Below are 18,644 nucleotides of genomic sequence, written 5' to 3' on the forward strand. Positions count from 1 at the left end.
TGATTTGTTGCCGGCCGATGACCACGCTCAAGTACCTCCAGGTGTACCCCGCCGCCCTGCAAGCCCAGGTGCAGCAATTGATTGCCCAGGATCGGCTGGGCGACTACCTGCACCAGCGCTATCCCGGCCGCCATCCGATCCAGAGCGACAAGGCGTTGTATGGTTATGCGCTGCAAATCAAGCAGCAATACCTGCGCAACGCACCGGCGATCGACAAGGTGCTGTTCGACAACCGTCTCGACCTGACCCACCGCGCGCTCGGCCTGCACACGGCGGTCTCGCGGGTGCAGGGCGGCAAGCTCAAGGCCAAGAAGGAAATCCGCATTGCCTCGTTGTTCAAGGACGCGGCGCCTGAGTTTCTGAAGATGATCGTGGTTCACGAGCTCGCCCACTTCAAGGAGTCGGACCACAACAAGGCGTTCTATAACCTTTGCGAACACATGCTGCCGGGCTACCACCAGCTGGAATTCGACTTGCGCGTGTACCTGACCTGGCGCGACCTGCAACAAGACAAGGAATAGTGGATGGACGTCAGCAAGACCAAGAGCAGCTTCTATCGTCGCCTGTATGTGGCTTACCTGATCGACAGCGACCTGGCCAGCAACATTCCCGCGCTCACCGAGGCCACCGGCATGCCACGGCGTACCGCGCAGGATACTGTCGCGGCATTGGCGGACCTGGACATCATCTGTGAGTTCGAACAGCAGCAAGGCGCGCGCAACCATGCCGGGCAGTATCGAATTCGTGATTGGGGGGCGATTGATCGGCGGTGGATCGAGCAGAACCTCGAGCGGATCAAGGCGGTGCTTGGGTATCCCTGAAGTTTTACTGGCCCCATCGTCGGACCGCCGCCCGGAGCTAGCTCGCTCCCGTATTTGAATGCAACCTTGGTGGAAGCGAGCCTGCTCGCGAAGCGGACCTCAGGGACGATGCATACCGATATGTGGAATCCCATCTTCCAGGTACTCCACGCCCACCGCCTCAAACCCATATCGCCCGTAATAACCTTGCAGATGCGCCTGGGCCGACAATGAAATCGACGTATCTGGCCAGTGTTTTTCCGCCTGCTTGAGGGCGTGTTCCATCAGCGCGTGTCCCAACCCCTGGCCTCGTGCTTCGGGCGCGATGACCACCCGACCAATCACCACATCGCTGTTTTGCGAATGTGGATCGAGCAAGCGCAGGTAGGCGACCAGATGGTTGTCGCGCCAAGCCATCAGGTGGCACGTGTCGCCCTCAAGGTCCAGTCCGTCGACATCCGGATAGGCACAGTTCTGCTCTACGACGAACACCTCAGCGCGCAATTTTAGGATGGCGTACAGCTGTTCCTTGTTCAGGTCGTTGTGATGTTTGCAGACCCAGTCGATATCCATTTTTTGAATTTCCTTGAGAACCTGATGCCGATATTAGGCGCCCTTGCGTCGGAAGTCTCTTCTGCGATCAGACGAAAAAACTGTGATAAAGGCCAAAATGCCATCATGGATGTGTCGCGGTCCCGTCTTCTTTGTGTAATCTTTATTCGAGCACTGCGCAGCGGTTTCGATGAGCTAACGTTAGGACCGGATGTCTCAGGACTTCCCTTGAGTTTCGGCTAAAAACAAACCGGGCTTTGAACCCGTCAAGGATGTTTGGCATGCCGCGATTGCATCGAGCTCTTGCTTTGGTCGGACTGCTGTTGCTGAGCCACCACGCCTGCGCGCAGAAGTTGCGCCTGGTCGCGGATGCCTGGCCGCCCTTCACCGATTCGACGTTGATCAATGGCGGCTTGGCCACCGATATCGTCACCACTGCACTGGCACGGGCCGGTTATGCCAGCGACTTCGAGCAGGTGCCCTGGGCCCGGGCGATGCTGGGTATCAGTGAAGGGCGCTACGACGTGTTGATCAACGCCTGGTATGCCGAAGAGCGCACCCATGTGGGCCAGTTTTCGGCCGAATACCTGCTCAATCGCGTGCGCTTCATCAAGCGCAAGGACGCGGCCATCGAATTCGACAATCTGCAACAGCTTTACGCTTTTCCTGTCGCCGTGGTGCGCGGCTACGCCTATGCCAAGGCGTTCGACGAGGACGGGCAGATGCAGAAGGTCCCTGTGCATAACTTCGCGATGGCCGTGCGCATGGTGGCCGCCGACCGGGTGAAGCTGACCCTGGAAGACGAATACGTCGCCCGTTACTACCTGGCTCGAGAATCCCCCAAGGTGCGCAATGCCGTGGAATTCCTGCCCAAGCCCCTGAGCGAGAACAGCCTGCACATCCTGGTCAGCCTGAAGACCCCCGAGCATGAGCGGATCGTGGCCGGTTTCGATCGCGAGATTGCGGCGATGAAGGCCGATGGGAGTTATCAGCGGCTATTGAAGGCGCACGGGATGTGAGACCGCAGCGTGGCTGATCTCCTTCGCGAGCAGGCTCGCGAAGGGGCTGGTTTGGCCACCGCAACACTCAAGCCTCACTGGTGTCCTTGATCAAATGCGCCGCCAATGTGCGCAACGGCCCCAGCTGGCGGCAGATCAATGCCAGTTGCGTCTGCACCAGGCGCTGGCCTTCGTCGATTTCATCGGGCATCTGCTCAAGCTCGCTGGCGAGGGTTTCTTCCTCGTCGCTCTGGATTGCAATCGGCTGCTTGCTCGCCAGGCCTTGGGCGATTTCGTCGATGCTGGTGGCCAGTTTCACCCCCGCGCCGTCGATCAGGTACTCGCGCACGTCCGTGGGCAATTCCGTGCCCCGGTGTGCGCCCAGGCCCGACAGGTAGCTGAGCAGGGTATGGGAGAGCACCAGGAAGCGGAACCCGACATCGGCTTCCTTACGGAAGTGCCCGGGCTCCATCAGCATGTTCGCCAGCGTCGTGGACAGCGCGGCGTCGGCGTTATGGGCGTTGCGTCGGGCCAGGCGATAGGCCAGGTCGTCGCGCTTGCCGGCCGCGTATTGCTGCATGATCTGGCGCAGATAGATGCTGTTGCAGGTCAGCGTGTTGGCGAGGACTTTGTTCAGCCGCCGCCCTTGCCAGTCGGGCAGGAACAGGAAAACCGCCAGCCCGGCGATCAGGCTGCCCAGCAGGGTATCGAACAACCGTGGCAGAAGCAGTCCATAGCCGTCCCCGACCTGGTTGAAGCAGAACAGCACCATGATCGTGATGGCGGCGGTGGCCAGGGTGTAGCGGGTGGTGCGGTTGGTGAAGAACACTACTCCGGCGACGATGGCGAAGCACGATTGCACCAGCGGGTTGGGAAACAGGTCGAACAGCGCCCAGGCCACCGTCAGGCCGATGGCGGTGCCGATGATCCGCTGGCCGAGCTTGCGCCGGGTGGCACCGTAATTGGGTTGGCAGACGAACAACGTGGTGAGGATGATCCAGTAGCCCTGGGAAGGGTGGATCAGATGCACCATGGCGTAGCCGACGCTCAGGGCCAGGGGCAAGCGCAGGGCGTGACGAAACAACAGCGAAGTGGGCGTGAGCTGTGTGCGCAGGCGCAGCCAGACGTCCTTGAGGTTGCGCGGCGAGCGGTCGAGGAGGCTACTGTCGGAGGCATCGGCCAGGGCGTCGGGGTTGCTCGCATCACTGAGCAGGCGGTCCATCGTGCCCAGGTTCACCGACAGCGCCCGCAGCGAGCGCAGCAAGCCACGCCAGGCCGGGTTGCTCTGGATGCGCAGGTGTTCAAGGGACGCATGCAGGTCATTCAAGGCTTCGGCGAAGCTGTCGTCGTAGACGAACGGTTGGCGTAGCTGGATCGACTCGGCCAATGCCTGGCAGGCCTTGCCTTGCTGGCGCAGCAGACGCTGGCAACGGAACAGCACATCGCTGTGGAAGAAGGCCTCGGCCAGGGCGTTATAGGGGTAGTGGGACGAGCTCGCGCGTTCGTGGATGTCCTGGGCGAGGAAATAGAGTTTCAGGTAGCGGCTGACTTTCGAGCCCGGCCGGCCATTGCCGACGCGGTGCAGGATGATTTCCTTCGCGCTGTTGAGCGCAGCGACCACCCGGCCGTTCTGCTGGGCCAGTTCCAGGCGTCGTGCCTCGACGTCCAATTGTCGGACCGGTTCGAGCAACGACGACTTGAGCTTGAGGTAACGCCCCAGTTCACGGAAAAGTCGCGCCAGGCTCTGCTGCACCGGCTGGTTCGAAAACAGCGCGTGCCACACCACCGAGAGCAGGCCGTACCATGCGGCGCCCGCCACCAGAAGCAAGGGTTCATGCCAGAAATCCGTGACCGCGCCACCGCGTTGGTCCACGCCGATCATGGTATAGACCGACAGGATCAGAGTCGCCGAAGCAATGGCGCCATACCGCTCGCCCAGGGCGCCGAGCATGGTCAGGCCGAATGCCGCCAGGGCCAGGGCAACGATGAAGAGGATGGGGTAGGGGAACAGCAATTCCACCGACAGCGCGGCGACGCTGAAGCACACCAGCGTCACCGCGAGTGCGTTGAGGCGGCCTTGCCAGCTGTCGTCGGTTTCGGCCAGGGCGCTGGCGATGATGCCCAAAAACAGGGGAATCAGCAGCGCCATCTCGTCCAGGTACCAGCACAGCCCCATGCTGCCGGTCAGGGCGATGAACACCCGCACGCTATAACTGAACTTGTCCAACGCCCAAAGGCGACGCAGTGACTGGCTAAACGAGGTCGATGACATGAAGTGCAAGGGCCTGACGGGCAATGACGCTAAATTGAGGCAGTAATGACGCCGATGCAATGGCGGCGATCACATCTGGCAGCAAAAAGTGTTCCTGCATGCCAAGGACACACCTTTACCCTGTGGCGAGGGAGTTTGCTCCCTCGCCACAAAAGCAGGCTCCACATCGGTGAGAATCAAACGTACTGCGCCGCCGCATACCCTGACGCCCATGCCCACTGGAAGTTGAACCCGCCCAGGTGCCCGGTGACGTCCAGCACTTCGCCAATGAAATACAGGCCAGGGCTTTTCAACGATTCCATGGTCTTGGACGAGACTTCCCGCGTATCGACGCCACCCAGAGTGACTTCGGCGGTGCGGTAGCCTTCGGTGCCGGCCGGCACCACGTTCCAGCTCGCCAGTTTTTCGGCGATGTCGGCGAGCTCCGCGTGGGTGTATTGCTTCATGGGTTTGGAGACGAACCAGGTGTCCGCCAACAGGTTGGCCATTTTCTTGGTGAACAGCTCGCCCAGCAAGGTCTTCAGCTCGCTGTTGGGGCGTTCGGCTTGTTGCTGTTGCAGCCATTGCGGCACGTCATGGTCGGGCAGCAAGTTGATCTGCACCGTGTCCCCTGGCTCCCAGAATGATGAAATCTGCAGGATCGCCGGACCGCTCAGGCCGCGGTGGGTGAACAGGATGTTTTCGCGAAAACTCTGGTCGTTGCAGCTCACCAGGCAATCCACCGAGGTGCCCGACAGTTCGGTACACAGGGCCTTGAGTTGATCGGTAATGGTGAACGGCACCAACCCGGCGCGGGTCGGCAGCAATTGATGGCCGAACTGCTTCGCGACTTGATAACCGAAACCGGTCGCGCCCAGGGTCGGGATCGATAGCCCGCCGGTGGCGATCACCAGGGACTGGCAGGCGATCGGTCCGAGGGTGGTCTGCAACTGGTAGCCGCCGTCGGTCTTTTCGATCTGCTCGATGGAAGTGTCCAGGTGCAGATTGACGCCCGCCTGGTCGCATTCATCCAGCAGCAGGCCAAGGATGTCGCTGGACTTGTTGTCGCAGAACAACTGACCGAGTTTTTTTTCGTGATAGGGCACGCCGTGCTTGGCCACCAGGGCGATGAAATCCCACTGGGTGTAGCGGGCCAGGGCCGACTTGCAGAAGTGCGGGTTCTGGGAAAGGAAATTGCCCGGCTCGGTATACATGTTGGTGAAATTGCAGCGTCCACCGCCCGACATGAGGATTTTCTTGCCAGCCTTGTTGGCGTGGTCCAGCAACATCACCTGGCGCCCGCGCGCGGCAGCGGTGAGCGCACACATCAACCCCGCGGCGCCAGCGCCAATGATCACGACTTCGGTAGAGCGCAAAACGGTGTCCTCTAAATGTGTCGCCACAAAACCCAGTGTGGGAGCGAGCTTGCTCGCGATGGCGGACTGTCAGACAACATCAATGTTGAATGTACCGGCCTCATCGCGAGCAAGCTCGCTCCCACAGTTTGATCTCTGTCTATCGGTCAGAGGATCCGCACCCGCAACGACCGACCCTTGATCTTGCCATCGTTCAGGCGTTGCAGCGCCTGTTTGGCGATCCCGCGTTCCACGGCCACATAGGCCTGGAAATCGAAGATTGCGATCTTGCCGACCTGGGCCCCGGGGATGCCGGCCTCGCCAGTCAGGGCGCCTAGGATGTCACCGGGGCGGACTTTGTCCTTGCGCCCGGCGCCGATGCACAGGGTGCTCATGGCCGGCAGCAACGGGCCGCCTCCCTGAGGCTTGAGGTTGTCCAGTTGGTCCCAGTTCAACGGCGATTTCTGCAGTTGCTCGATGGCCTGGGCGCGATGGGCTTCGGAGGGCGCCACGAGGCTGATGGCGATGCCTTTCTCACCGGCGCGACCGGTGCGGCCGACGCGGTGGATATGGATTTCCGAATCCCTTGCCAGTTCGACGTTGATCACCATGTCCAGGGCATCGATGTCCAGGCCGCGGGCCGCGACGTCGGTGGCCACCAGCACCGAGGTGCTGCGGTTGGCGAACATTGCCAGCACCTGGTCGCGGTCGCGCTGTTCCAGGTCGCCGTGCAGGCCGACGGCGGAGATGCCCTTGGCCGTCAGATGGTCGACGGTTTCCTGGACCTGCTGCTTGGTGAAGCAGAACGCCACGCAAGACGCCGGACGGAAATGCGCCAGGACCTTGACCACCGCGTCCATGCGCTCCTCGGGAGAAATCTCGTAGAACCGCTGTTCGATCTGCGCGTCGGAGTGCAGCGCTTCGGCCTTCACCTGCTGCGGGTCGCGCATGAATTTGGAAGCAAGTTGCTTGATGCCCACCGGGTAGGTCGCGGAGAACAACAGCGTCTGGCGGCGTTCTGGGGTCTGCTGGATGATGTCTTCGATGGCGTCGTAGAAGCCCATGTCGAGCATGCGGTCGGCTTCGTCGAGAATCAGTGTGTTGAGGCCATCGAGCACCAGCGAACCCTTGCGCAGGTGCTGTTGGATACGCCCTGGCGTGCCGACGATGATGTGGGCGCCGTGTTCGAGGGAGGCGATCTGCGGGCCGAAAGACACGCCGCCGCACAGAGTCAGGACCTTGATGTTATCTTCGGCGCGGGCCAGGCGGCGGATTTCCTTGGCGACCTGGTCGGCCAGCTCGCGGGTCGGGCAAATCACCAGGGCCTGGCAGCCGAAATAGCGTGGGTTGATCGGGTTCAGCAGGCCGATGCCGAAGGCCGCGGTCTTGCCGCTGCCGGTCTTGGCCTGGGCGATCAGGTCCATGCCCTTGAGGATCACCGGCAAGCTTTGCGCCTGGATCGGCGTCATCTGGGCATAACCGAGTGATTCGAGGTTAGCCAGCATGGCGGCGGACAACGGCAAAGTATTAAAAGCGGTGGCGATGGTGGTCACGGGACGGGCCTGCAAAACAAAATGTCGCGCAGTGTAGCAGCCTCGTGCCACTTTCTTCGAAAGATCTGGACGAGCTGTGGCGCAGTTCTGAAGTGGGCGAATTCCCTGTGGCGAGGGAGCTTGCTCCCGCTGGGGCGCGAAGCGGCCCCAAACCGGCCAACACGGTGCACCTGAAAGTTCGCATTGCCTGGATTGCGACTGCTGCGCAGCCGAGCGGGAGCAAGCTCCCTCGCCACAAAAGCCCTGAAGCCTTAAAACCGTTCGAGTCCTATCTAGTGCTCGATATGCTCATCCGGACGCTTGACCCGTCGCCCATCCTGCTTCGACAGCTGGGAAAAGATCGTCGCCGCCAGCATCGCCATGATCCCCACCGTCACAAAAGTCAATTGAAAGGCGCCCAGCACCGTGTCCACTCCGTCGTTGCCGACCTGGGCGGTAAAGCCTCCCAGCAGGGCACCTGCACAAGCCACGCCCAGGCTCAGGGACAGTTGCGCCACCACCGACAGCAGGCTGTTGCCACTGCTGGCGCTGGCGTCGTCCAGGTCGATCAGGGTCACGGTGTTCATCGCGGTGAATTGCAGCGAGTTGATCGCTCCCAGCACTGCCAGGTGCGCCAGCAACAGCCAGTACGGTGTTTGCTCGCTGACCAAGCCCATGCTCGCCAGCATCACGCCGAGGGCAAGGGTATTACCGGTCAGGACGATGCGATAGCCGAAGCGTTCGATCAGCGGGCGGGCCACGGACTTGGCGACCATCGCGGCGGCCGCCAGGGGCAGCATGCTCATCCCCGCCTGGGACGGTGAATAACCCAGGGCGACTTGCAACAGCAACGGCACCAGGAACGGTAGTGCACCGCTGCCCAGGCGCGCGAACAGGTTGCCGAGGATGCCCACCGCGAAGGTCCGGGTCTTGAACAGCGACGGTGGAAACAGCGCGTTCTCGACGTGCCCGGCGCGCACCCAGTAAGCCGCCAGGCAAGCCATGCCGCCAAACAGCAGCAGCATCACCCGCAGGTGCGGCAGGTGCAGTTCACCCAGCCCCTCCATGGCGACGGTGATCAGCACCATCGCCGCGCCGAACAACAGAAAGCCCACGCCATCGAAGCGCGTGCGCTCAGTGCCGCGCAGGTCCGGGATGAATTTCCATACCGCGTAGCAACCGACCACGCCCACCGGCAGATTGATGAGGAAAATCCAGTGCCAGGTCATGTACTCCACCATCCAGCCGCCCATGGTCGGGCCGATCAGCGGGCCGAGCAGCCCGGGGATGGTGATGAAGCCCATGATTCGCACCAACTCCGAGCGCGGGTAAGCCCGCAGTACCACCAGCCGGCCCACCGGCAACATCAGCGCACCGCCCAAGCCTTGGACGACCCGTGCGCCGATCAACATGCTCAACGAGTTGGACAAGGCGCACAGCAGCGAGCCGAAGCTGAACAGCAGGATCGCGCCGAAGAAAATCTTCTTGGTGCCGAAGCGGTCGGCGATCCAGCCCGAGGCCGGGATCAGCAAGGCCACGGTGAGCATGTAGGCAATGATCACGCCTTGCATGCGCAGCGGGTTTTCCGCCAGGTCGCTGGCCATGGCGGGCAGGGCGGTGTTGAGGATGGTGCCATCCAGGGACTGCATGAAGAAGGCAATCGCCACCACCCACGGAAGCCAGCGGGCGGTGACGGCGTCGAGGGGAGCGCGGTTGGGCATGGGACCTCTTGTGTGAAATAAAACAATTACCTGTGGCGAGGGAGCTTGCTCCCGCTGGGGTGCGGAGCACCCCCAAACCGGTGAACACGGTGTGCCTGACAGATAGCGTCGCCTGGATTACGACTGCTTCGCAGCCGAGCGGGAGCAAGCTCCCTCGCCACGGGGCACTGCGTGTTATAGCGTCAACGTGAGCTTCTTGACCAACGCCCCCGGCAGCAACATCGAGGCCGTGGCCCGCTGGCTGTAGGTGCTGGCCGAAAGCAGAAGTTCCCGCTCCCGGGTCAGCGCTTCGAGTTGCGAGCCGAGCAAACTGTAGACGCTGTCGTCGAAGCGCATCGTGCTCACCGGCGCCTGGATCTGACCGTTCTCGACCCAGAACGTGGCGAAGCGGGTCATGCCGGTCAGACGCGCCGCCGGTTGGTCGGAGTAGTTCAGGTACCAGAGATTGCTGATGTACAGCCCGGTGCCGAGCTGCTCGAGGATGTACTTCTGTTCCAATTGCCCGCCCTGCATGTCCAGCGCCGTGGGGTATTCATAGCTGCTGGCGCCGTTGGCGGCGAGGCCGTATTCGGCGGCGCTGCGGGAGTTGACCAGTTGCGCGTTGGCCATGCCCTTGGCGATCAGCCCCAGGTCATCGCGGGGATAACCTTCGTCGGAAAATGCCGGGCTCAATGAGCCGCTGACCTGCTCCGTCAACCACACGTTGGGACTGAAGTGGGCTTCGCCGGCGTAGAATTTCTGCAACGGGCTTTGCTTGCTGGCGATCGCCCGGGCCGAGAATCCGCCCCAACTGAGCATGCCCATGATTTCTTCCAGCGCGGCCGGCGCCAGGTAGGCGCGGTATTCGCCCGGCGGCAGCGTACGTAGGGGCAGGCCGAGGAATTGCAGCTGCTGGCGTGCCTGCTCGAAACGTTGGGCGAATCCTTCGCTGCTCCAGGCGTGTCCCGCGTAGCTGGCCTTCACGGCCTGGCCGTTTTCATGGAACAAGCTGAAGTCGAAGTTGAAACTGTTGGCCTGATGCCAGCCGAACGCTCCCGAGGAACTGGCGAAGCCACGACTGATGGGGCCTGCGGCGTAAAAGCCGACCAAGTCCAGGCCCTCGGCGGCACGGCTGATTTCAGCGACGGCTTGCTCGGTGTCCGGCAGGGGATGGCCCTGCACGTTGTTGCTCTGCCAATGGTTGTGGTTGAGCAGCAGGTAGGGATCGGCTGGCAGCAGCGGCAACGTCTCGCGCAACTGTTGCAACCCGTCGGCCAAGCGTCGCAGGTCGGTCTCGGTGTCGCCGGACAAGGTGATCTGCAGATCGGCATGACGGCCGTCATTGATCAACTTGAAACTGACGTTGGCCTGTTGCACCTGGCCGGCCTGACGGACCTTGCCGTGGTTGAAGCGCACGAAGGCCGACGACTCGGCGGCGTAGCCGAGGGTGAATTGCTCAGGTTCGCGCAACGCATCGCGCAGCCAATCGACCAGCGCCTTGAACGCTCCAGCTTGATTATCGACGGTGCTCATCAGGCGTCTCCCCCAAACACATCCACGTTGCTGAACACACAGGCCGGCGACGCATGGCCGACGCGGATGACCTGGTTCGGCTCGCCCTTGCCGCAATTCGGCGTGCCAAGTACCTGGGACGTGCTGGCGTCGCCCACGGCCCGCAGGCTCTTCCAGAACTGCGCGGAGATGCCCCGGTAGTTGGGGTTCTTCACTACGCCCTTGAGCTCACCGTTCTCGATCAACTGGCCCCATTCGCAGCCGAACTGGAATTTGTTGCGGGCGTCGTCAATGGACCAGGAGCGGTTGGTGCGCATCAGCACGCCATGCTCGATGCCTTGGATCAACTGCTCCAGGGATTGGTCGCCGGGCTCGATGTTCAGGTTTGCCATGCGGTCGATGGGCGGACGATTCCAACCGCAGGCGCGGCTGTTGGCAACACCGTCGAGGCCGGCGCGGAACTGCGACAGCGCGCCGCCCAATGGGCGCAGCAACAGGCCTTCGCGAATCAGGAACTGCTTGCTGGCGGCGGTGCCGTCGTCGTCATGGCTGTAACTGGCCAATTCCTCGGGAATGTCCGGATCGAAGGTCACGTTCAACAGGCTGGAGCCGTACTGCAGGTGGCCGAAATCCTCGGTCTTGACGAAGCTGGTGCCGGCGTAATTGCGCTCGTCGCCGAGGATGCGGTCCAGTTCCAGCGGATGGCCGATGGACTCGTGGATCTGCAACATCATCTGGTCGGGCATCAGCAGCAGGTCGCGGGGACCTTGGGGCGTGTTGGGCGCCATGAGCAATTGCAGGGCCTGGTCGGCGATCCTTGGACCGGCGCCGATCAGGCCGCAACGGCTGATCACATCGAAACCGCCTTGCTGGCCGAAATTTTCCCGGCCCAGGGTGCGGGTCTGGCTGTCGTTGCCGTCGAAGGCGGTGACGTCCAGGGCCGGGTAGATGAAGCGTTGGGCCTGGCGCAGTTCAGCGCCGGCGCTGTTGAGGTAGATCTGCTCGACCTGGGTCAGGCCGATGCTGGCCTGCCAGTTCACCAGGCGCTCGTCGACGGGCACCGCGGCCGATTCGTCGCCGAGCAATTGGTAGCAATCGCTCAGGGGCGGGAAGGCCTGGTCGAAATGCGGCGAGAAGTAGTCGGCGCGGTCGCTGGACACCGGTTGGTCGCGCAGGTCCAGCAGGGCGTGGGGCTTGAGCTGGCGAGCGTATTGCTCGGCCCGCTCCAGCGCCGCTTGCAGGCCGGTCTGGGACAAATCATTGGTGGCGGCATACGCCTCGACACCGTTGACCCGCACGGTGAGCATCGCACCTTCGTCGTGGCTCAGGCTCGGAGGTTCGGCGACGTTCTTGCGCACCGACAAGTGTTGGCCGGACTCGCGTACGTAACGCAGGGAAAAGAACTCAGCGCCCGTGCGCAAGGCAGCGAAACGCTGCTTGAGCTGGGGTTGGAAGTCGAACATGGAACCTCCTTGTCTGGAGTGGCGATGCAGCGAGGTGCGGCGCATTGGCGCGGGCGGCTCTAGAGTAGGCCTGGGGCGGGGGAGGGATCAAGGCAGATGGGGATTTGCGGTGTCAGGTCGGACGTCATCGCGAGCAAGCTCGCTCCCACAGTGGATCTTTGGTAGTCACAAAATCTGTGTTCACCGCCAATCCCCTGTGGGAGCGAGCTTGCTCCGGGCGGCGATCCGACGAAGGCCGCGCCGCGATCTGGAGTCTTACTGCGCGGCCGTCGCCACTTCACGCAACGGCTTGCCGCGCACCGGCGCGTCGCCGGCGACGTAGTAAGGTGCGGTGCTGCGCGGCAAAGGCTTGCGGCCACGGATCTTGTCGGCGATTTTCTCGGCGATCATGATCGTCGGCGCGTTCAGGTTGCCGGTGGTGATGATCGGCATGATCGAGGCGTCGACCACGCGCAACCCTTCCATGCCGTGCACGCGGCCTTCGCCATCCACCACGGCCATATCATCGGTGCCCATCTTGCACGAGCAGGATGGGTGGAACGCGGTTTCGGCGTGCTCACGGATGAACTGGTCCAATTGCTCGTCCGTCTGCACCTCGATGCCCGGGCTGATTTCGCGACCACGGAACGGATCGAGCGCCGGCTGCTGCATGATCTCGCGGGTCAGGCGGATGCCGTCGCGAAATTCCTGCCAGTCCTGCTCGGTGGCCATGTAGTTGAACAGGATGCTCGGGTGCTGGCGCGGGTCCTTGGACTTGGCCTGGATCCGGCCACGGCTTGGCGAACGCATGGAGCCCATGTGCGCCTGGAAACCGTGCTCTTTCACGCCGTTGCTGCCGTTGTAGTTAATCGCCACCGGCAGGAAGTGGTACTGGATGTTCGGCCAATCGAACTCGGGGCGCGTACGAATGAAGCCGCCGGCCTCGAACTGGTTGCTGGCGCCGATACCAGTGCCGTTGAACAGCCACTCGGCACCGATCGCCGGCTGGTTGTACCAGAGCAGCGACGGGTACAGCGAGACCGGTTGAGTGCAGGCGTATTGCAGGTACAGCTCAAGGTGGTCCTGCAGGTTTTCACCGACGCCCGGCAGGTCGTGGACCACCGGGACGTCGAGGTTTTCCAGCAGCTTGGCAGGGCCGACGCCGGAGCGTTGCAGGATCTGCGGCGAGGCGATGGCGCCGGAGCACAGCAGCACTTCCTTGCGCGCCCGGGCCTCGACGCGTTCTTCGGCGGCGCCCACCAGGTAACGCACGCCGACCGCGCGTTTGCCTTCGAAGAGGATCTTGTCGGTCAGGGCGTGGGTGACGATGGTCAGCGTCGAGCGCTTCTTGGCGACGTCCAGGTAACCGCGCGCGGTACTGGCGCGACGGCCATTGGGCGTGACGGTACGGTCCATCGGGCCGAAACCTTCCTGCTGGAAGCCGTTGAGGTCCTCGGTACGCGGGTAACCGGCCTGAACGCCGGCTTCGACCATGGCGTGGAACAGCGGATTGTTGCCAGGCTTGGGCGTGGTCACACTGACCGGGCCGTCGCCGCCATGGTAGTCGTTCGGGCCGATGTCTCGGGTTTCGGCTTTACGGAAATACGGTAGGCAATCGAGATAGGTCCAGTCTTCCAGGCCGGGCAGCTTGGCCCAGTTGTCGTAGTCCAGCGCGTTACCGCGGATGTAGCACATGCCGTTGATCAGCGAAGAACCACCCAGGCCCTTGCCGCGACCGCATTCCATGCGACGGCCGTTCATGTGCGGCTCCGGATCGGTCTCGTAGGCCCAGTTGTAGCGGCGACCCTGGAGAGGAAATGCCAGGGCGGCGGGCATCTGGGTACGGAAGTCGAGGCGATAGTCCGGGCCGCCGGCTTCGAGCAGCAAGACGGTAACGCCTTCGTCTTCGGTCAGGCGGGTAGCCAGGGTGTTACCGGCCGAGCCGGCACCGATGATGATGTAATCGAATTCTTGGGACATGAAATGTACCCTCTTTTGGAGTTGGTTCAGGTCGCGGGTATCGAGTGCCACATTTTCTGTGGCGAGGGAGCTTGCTCCCGCTCGGCTGCGCAGCAGTCGCAAACAGGGCGACCGTGTTCTGTCTGGATGAACCTGGGAGCTGGGTCGGGGCCGCTTCGCGGCCCAGCGGGAGCAAGCTCCCTCGCCACAAGGGCCCCGGCCTCAGGCTCGGTCTCAGATCAGAACACCGACGTGTAATCGCCCATTTCGACCTGCACCGACTTGATGCGCGTGTAGTTGGTCAGCGAGCTGATCCCATTCTCCCGGCCCACGCCCGATTGCTTGTAGCCACCGACCGGCATTTCCGCCGCCGATTCGCCCCAGGCGTTGATCCAGCAGATGCCTGCTTCGAGCTGGTGGATCACGCGGTGCGCGCGGTTCAGGTCGCGGGTCACGACACCGGCGGCCAGGCCGAAGTCGGTATCGTTGGCGCGGCGGATCACTTCTTCTTCGGTTTCGTAGGTGAGGATGCTCATCACCGGGCCGAAGATTTCTTCACGCACGATGGTCATGTCATCGGTGCAATCGGTGAACACGGTCGGGGCCACAAACGCGCCCTTGGCCAGTTCGCCTTCCGTCAGGCGACCGCCGCCGCACAGCAGGCGCGCGCCTTCGGCCTTGCCTTTATCGATGTAGCCCAGCACGTTTTCCATGTGGGCGAAGCTCACCAGCGGGCCGAAGTTGGTGTTCTCGTCTTCCGGGTTGCCGATGCGGATGCGCGCCACGCGCTCGGCGATCTTGGCTTCGAAGGCAGCCTTCAGGTGGCTCGGCACGAACACCCGGGTGCCGTTGGTGCAGACTTGGCCGGAGCTGTAGAAGTTGGCCATCATCGCGGTGTCGGCGGCGCGGTCCAGGTCGGCGTCGTCGAAGATGATCAGCGGCGACTTGCCGCCCAGCTCCATGGTCACGTCCTTGAGCGAAGAGCTCGAGGCACTGGCCATGACCTTCTTGCCGGTGTCGGTGCCGCCGGTGAAGGAGATTTTCTCGATGCGCGGGTGCTCGGTCAGCCAGGTGCCGACCTCACGGCCGCTGCCGGTCAGCACGTTGAACACGCCTGCTGGAACGCCGGCCTCGGTGTAGATCTCGGCCAGTTTCAGGGTGGTCAGCGAGGTGACTTCGCTGGGCTTGAAGATCATCGCGTTGCCAGCGGCCAGGGCCGGGGCGGATTTCCACAGGGCGATCTGGATCGGGTAGTTCCATGCGCCGATACCGGCGACGACGCCCAGGGGCTCGCGGCGGGTGTAGACGAACGACGTGGTGCGCAGCGGAACCTGTTCGCCTTCGATAGCGGGCACCAGGCCTGCGTAATATTCCAGCACGTCGGCGCCAGTGACGATGTCGACGTAGCGGGTTTCGGAATAGGCCTTGCCGGTGTCCAGGGTTTCCAGGGCCGCGAGCTCATCGTTGCGTTCGCGCAGGATGTCCACGGCGCGACGCAGGATGCGCGAGCGCTGCATGGCGGTCATCGCCGCCCAGACTTTCTGGCCTTTTTCGGCGCTGACCACGGCACGCTCGACGTCTTCTTTCGTTGCGCGCTGCACCAGGGCGAGTACTTCACCGTTCGCCGGGTTGATGGCTTCGAAAGTGGCGTCGCCGCTGGCATCGCTGTACGCGCCATCGATGTAGAGTTTTTGCAGTTCGAAACGGGCCATAAAGTCCTCGCAAGTGCATAAGTGGTTGGCTGACCACCGAGCGTGTCGTTTACAGCTGACTACGCGCTGCGGTGGGGGTTCAGGAGTCGAGCGGTTCTGTGTGCTCTGGCGCTCCTGCCTTGGCCAGTTGGAAATCCATGTATTCGTACGCGATCCGATGTGCCTGGGCGGTGTCGAACGCGTCTCCCGACAGCGCTCCGCGCAGCCACAAACCGTCAATCAGAGCGGCCAGGCCCCGGGCCGCGCTGCGTGCCTGGTCGACAGGCAACACGCGGCGGAACTGGCAACACAGGTTGGAATACAGACGGTGATCGTTGATCCGCTGCAACCTGTGCAATGACGGGTGATGCATGCTGGTGGCCCAGAAGGCCAGCCAGGTTTTCATTGCCGGGCCGTTGACCTGGCTGGCGTCGAAGTTGCCCTCGATGATCACCTTCAGGTGAGCTCGCGGGCTCGGGTCCGTCAGCGCTTGACGACGCGCGGTGACGTTCTCGCTCAGGACGGTCATCAGGTACTGGGCCGTAGCCGCGATCAGGCCATTCTTGTCCTGAAAGTAGTGACTGATGATGCCGTTTGAAACACCGGCCAAACGGGCGATCAGCGCAATGCTGGCGTCCCCCATCCCGACCTGATCGACAGCCTGCAAAGTGGCTTCGATCAATTGCTGGCGGCGGATGGGTTGCATACCGACCTTGGGCATCTGCAAATCTCCTTAGGCCATCGGGCGGATGAGTAAGGTCCGCCGTCATGAGGGCCAGTCTATTTTGTTTTGATTGAACGTTCAATCAACAAAGAATAAGCTCTGCGACAATTCGTCGCGATTTACCGGTTTTCCTACGGGGTAAATGGCGCAGAAACGAGACATCAAGAGCCCAGAGACCCGCGCAATCGCGGGGCAAGGGCTTTCCGGGTGTCTTTATATCACCCGCCGGTCGGCTGCCAACCCACCGATTGGCCGGGTATCGCGTTGCCTTGTCCTTCTCTCGCACTGCCTGGAGCATCCGTGCAATGAGTTCTGCCTTGCTAATAAAGACCCCGCCGCAGAAGGTGACGGTCAACGGTTGGGTGTTCTACACCTCCACCGCGCTGATTCTGTTGCTGACCGCCATTCTGATCATCGCCCCGCAGGAGGCCGGCCGTCTGCTCGGCATTGCCCAGGCGTGGTTGTCCCGCAGCTTCGGCTGGTACTACATGGTGGTCATCGCTGCCTATCTGGTGTTTGTGGTCGGCCTGGCATTTTCCTCCTATGGCAAGCTCAAGCTGGGCGGCAAGGACGATACGCCGGACTTCAGCTACGGCGCCTGGGCCGGGATGCTGTTTTCGTCGGGCATCGGCATTTCATTGCTGTACTTCGGCGCATCCGAGCCGCTGGACCATTTCTTCAACCCCCCTGAAGGCGTGGCCGGCAGCCAGATGGCCGCGCGCCAGGCCGTGCAATTGACGTTCTTGCACTGGGGCCTGCATGGTTGGGCGATCTATGCCCTGGTGGGCTTGGCCGTGGCGTATTTCGCCTATCGGCACAACCAGCCGCTGGCGCTGCGCTCGGCCCTGTATCCATTGGTGGGCGAGCGCTGGGTCAAGGGCGCGGCCGGCCATGCGGTGGACGGTTTCGGCATGTTCGTGACGCTGCTGGGGCTGGTGACCAACCTGGGGATCGGTTCGCTGCAAGTCGCGTCCGGTTTGGAAAACCTGTTTGGCATCGAGCACAGCAACACCAATTTGCTGATCGTGATCATCGTGATGAGCACCGTGGCGACCATCGCCGCCGTGTCCGGCGTGGAAAACGGCATCCGCCGGTTGTCCAACCTGAACATCGTGTTGTTCAGCGGCTTGCTGATTTTCGTGTTGCTGTTCGGTCCGACCCTGCACCTGCTCAACGGTTTCGTGCAGAACATCGGCGACTACCTCAACGGCGTGGTGCTCAAGACATTCGACCTGTACGTCTATGCCGACGACACCGCGAAATCGGGCCGTTGGATGGGCTTGTGGACCCTGTTCTACTGGGCCTGGTGGATCTCCTGGGCGCCTTTTGTCGGCATGTTCATCGCGCGCATTTCCCGTGGCCGCACCGTGCGTGAGTTGGTGGCGGGCGTGTTGCTGATTCCCCTGGGCTTCACCCTGGCCTGGTTGTCGATCTTCGGTAACTCGGCCCTGGACCTGGTGATGAACCACGGCGCGGTCGAGCTGGGCAAGACGGCGTTGACGCAGCCGTCGATGTCGATCTATCAGCTGCTCGAATACTATCCGGCGTCGAAGGTCGTGATCGGCGTGTCGATCTTCGTCGGTTTCGTCCTGTTCCTGACCCCGGCTGACTCCGGCGCGGTGATGATGGCGAACCTTTCGTGCCAGGGCGGCAACGTTGACGAAGACGCGCCGCATTGGCTGCGGATCTTCTGGTCGGTGGTGATCACGCTGGTGACCATCGGCCTGTTGTTCGCGGGCAACTTCGAGGCGATGCAAACCATGGTGGTGTTGGCTGGCCTGCCGTTCTCGGTGGTGCTGGTGTGCTTCATGTTCGGGCTGCACAAGGCCATGCGCGAGGATGTGCAGGCGGAGCAGCAGAAATTGGTGGAGTTGGGCCGGGTCTATAGCTGACCCGTTCGAGGGTTGAGAACACTGTTGTGGCGAGGGGATTTATCCCCGCTGGGCTGCGAAGCGGCCCCCAATAGATGCGACTCAATTTACCTGAAGACACGAGTCGTCTGGTTTCGGGAGTGCTGCGCACTCCAGCGGGGATAAATCCCCTCGCCACAAAAGTATTCCAATTCTGGTTCCTGCACACACACACACAAACAAAAACGCCGCGATCATCTCGCGGCGTTTTTGTGTGC

The 18,644-nt window shown here is 62.3% G+C and carries 14 protein-coding genes; 4 read left to right on the forward strand and 10 right to left on the reverse strand.

From position 1 onward, the window contains the following. Positions 1-17 precede the first annotated feature (17 nt). Both J3P92_RS02345 and J3P92_RS02350 read left to right on the forward strand, forming a co-directional pair. Positions 18-521 carry a M48 metallopeptidase family protein gene (locus J3P92_RS02345; RefSeq protein ID WP_434649799.1) on the forward strand — a complete coding sequence of 168 codons (504 nt, stop codon included), beginning with the start codon at positions 18-20 and terminating at the stop codon, positions 519-521. A gap of 3 nt (positions 522-524) precedes the next feature. After that, a complete protein-coding gene (locus J3P92_RS02350; RefSeq protein ID WP_420764972.1) occupies positions 525-821 on the forward strand; it encodes a winged helix-turn-helix domain-containing protein in 297 nt (98 codons plus the stop codon). 99 nt (positions 822-920) lie between these two features. On the opposite strand, the gene J3P92_RS02355 is transcribed toward J3P92_RS02350, so the two are convergent. Then, positions 921-1,373, reverse strand: a complete 453-nt coding sequence (locus tag J3P92_RS02355) for a GNAT family N-acetyltransferase (RefSeq protein WP_434609094.1) — start codon at positions 1,371-1,373, stop codon at positions 921-923. 260 nt (positions 1,374-1,633) lie between these two features. On the opposite strand from J3P92_RS02355, the gene J3P92_RS02360 reads away from it, so the two are divergent. After that, positions 1,634-2,371 (forward strand): substrate-binding periplasmic protein, encoded by a 738-nt coding sequence (locus tag J3P92_RS02360; protein WP_434561875.1) that lies wholly within the window; start codon positions 1,634-1,636, stop codon positions 2,369-2,371. A gap of 67 nt (positions 2,372-2,438) precedes the next feature. Here J3P92_RS02360 and yccS read toward each other — a convergent pair whose 3' ends face one another. From yccS to betI, 9 genes are all read right to left on the reverse strand, one after another. Further along, positions 2,439-4,622 (reverse strand): YccS family putative transporter, encoded by a 2,184-nt coding sequence (gene yccS / locus J3P92_RS02365; RefSeq protein ID WP_434609096.1) that lies wholly within the window; start codon positions 4,620-4,622, stop codon positions 2,439-2,441. A gap of 176 nt (positions 4,623-4,798) precedes the next feature. Then, on the reverse strand, positions 4,799-5,977 hold the full coding sequence (locus tag J3P92_RS02370) for an NAD(P)/FAD-dependent oxidoreductase (protein WP_420764968.1): 1,179 nt from the start codon (positions 5,975-5,977) through the stop codon (positions 4,799-4,801). A 146-nt stretch (positions 5,978-6,123) separates the two neighbouring features. Then, on the reverse strand, positions 6,124-7,461 hold the full coding sequence (dbpA, locus tag J3P92_RS02375; RefSeq protein ID WP_434651083.1) for an ATP-dependent RNA helicase DbpA: 1,338 nt from the start codon (positions 7,459-7,461) through the stop codon (positions 6,124-6,126). A gap of 320 nt (positions 7,462-7,781) precedes the next feature. Then, positions 7,782-9,209: a multidrug transporter subunit MdtD gene (gene mdtD, locus J3P92_RS02380; RefSeq protein WP_420764967.1), complete on the reverse strand. Its 1,428-nt coding sequence runs from the start codon at positions 9,207-9,209 to the stop codon at positions 7,782-7,784. Positions 9,210-9,383: 174 nt separating this feature from the next. After that, a complete protein-coding gene (locus J3P92_RS02385; protein ID WP_434649801.1) occupies positions 9,384-10,721 on the reverse strand; it encodes a TldD/PmbA family protein in 1,338 nt (445 codons plus the stop codon). Beyond that, positions 10,721-12,163 carry a TldD/PmbA family protein gene (locus J3P92_RS02390; RefSeq protein ID WP_434649803.1) on the reverse strand — a complete coding sequence of 481 codons (1,443 nt, stop codon included), beginning with the start codon at positions 12,161-12,163 and terminating at the stop codon, positions 10,721-10,723. The genes J3P92_RS02385 and J3P92_RS02390 overlap by 1 nt, the downstream gene beginning before the upstream one ends. A gap of 255 nt (positions 12,164-12,418) precedes the next feature. Further along, positions 12,419-14,122, reverse strand: coding sequence for a choline dehydrogenase (betA, locus tag J3P92_RS02395; protein WP_434649804.1), 1,704 nt, complete (start codon positions 14,120-14,122; stop codon positions 12,419-12,421). Positions 14,123-14,340: 218 nt separating this feature from the next. Beyond that, a complete protein-coding gene (gene betB, locus J3P92_RS02400; protein WP_420764963.1) occupies positions 14,341-15,813 on the reverse strand; it encodes a betaine-aldehyde dehydrogenase in 1,473 nt (490 codons plus the stop codon). 79 nt (positions 15,814-15,892) lie between these two features. Beyond that, on the reverse strand, positions 15,893-16,513 hold the full coding sequence (betI, locus tag J3P92_RS02405) for a transcriptional regulator BetI (RefSeq protein ID WP_434561885.1): 621 nt from the start codon (positions 16,511-16,513) through the stop codon (positions 15,893-15,895). A 365-nt stretch (positions 16,514-16,878) separates the two neighbouring features. On the opposite strand from betI, the gene J3P92_RS02410 reads away from it, so the two are divergent. Next, positions 16,879-18,408, forward strand: coding sequence for a BCCT family transporter (locus tag J3P92_RS02410; RefSeq protein ID WP_434651085.1), 1,530 nt, complete (start codon positions 16,879-16,881; stop codon positions 18,406-18,408). Positions 18,409-18,644: the final 236 nt, after the last annotated feature.

It is taken from the genome of Pseudomonas sp. D3-27 (genome assembly GCF_051132165.1).
In the GTDB taxonomy this organism is placed as follows: Bacteria; Pseudomonadota; Gammaproteobacteria; order Pseudomonadales; family Pseudomonadaceae; genus Aquipseudomonas.

Excerpts from the sequence above, each read along its gene's own strand:
- J3P92_RS02385 (WP_434649801.1), bottom strand. The coding sequence starts at position 10,721 with ATGAGCACCGTCGATAATCAAGCTGGAGCGTTCAAGGCGCTGGTCGAT.
- yccS (WP_434609096.1), bottom strand. The coding sequence starts at position 4,622 with ATGTCATCGACCTCGTTTAGCCAGTCACTGCGTCGCCTTTGGGCGTTG.
- betI (WP_434561885.1), bottom strand. The coding sequence starts at position 16,513 with ATGCCCAAGGTCGGTATGCAACCCATCCGCCGCCAGCAATTGATCGAA.
- mdtD (WP_420764967.1), bottom strand. The coding sequence starts at position 9,209 with ATGCCCAACCGCGCTCCCCTCGACGCCGTCACCGCCCGCTGGCTTCCG.
- J3P92_RS02390 (WP_434649803.1), bottom strand. The coding sequence starts at position 12,163 with ATGTTCGACTTCCAACCCCAGCTCAAGCAGCGTTTCGCTGCCTTGCGC.
- J3P92_RS02350 (WP_420764972.1), top strand. The coding sequence starts at position 525 with ATGGACGTCAGCAAGACCAAGAGCAGCTTCTATCGTCGCCTGTATGTG.
- J3P92_RS02345 (WP_434649799.1), top strand. The coding sequence starts at position 18 with ATGACCACGCTCAAGTACCTCCAGGTGTACCCCGCCGCCCTGCAAGCC.
- dbpA (WP_434651083.1), bottom strand. The coding sequence starts at position 7,461 with ATGCTGGCTAACCTCGAATCACTCGGTTATGCCCAGATGACGCCGATC.
- J3P92_RS02360 (WP_434561875.1), top strand. The coding sequence starts at position 1,634 with ATGCCGCGATTGCATCGAGCTCTTGCTTTGGTCGGACTGCTGTTGCTG.
- J3P92_RS02355 (WP_434609094.1), bottom strand. The coding sequence starts at position 1,373 with ATGGATATCGACTGGGTCTGCAAACATCACAACGACCTGAACAAGGAA.
- betA (WP_434649804.1), bottom strand. The coding sequence starts at position 14,122 with ATGTCCCAAGAATTCGATTACATCATCATCGGTGCCGGCTCGGCCGGT.
- betB (WP_420764963.1), bottom strand. The coding sequence starts at position 15,813 with ATGGCCCGTTTCGAACTGCAAAAACTCTACATCGATGGCGCGTACAGC.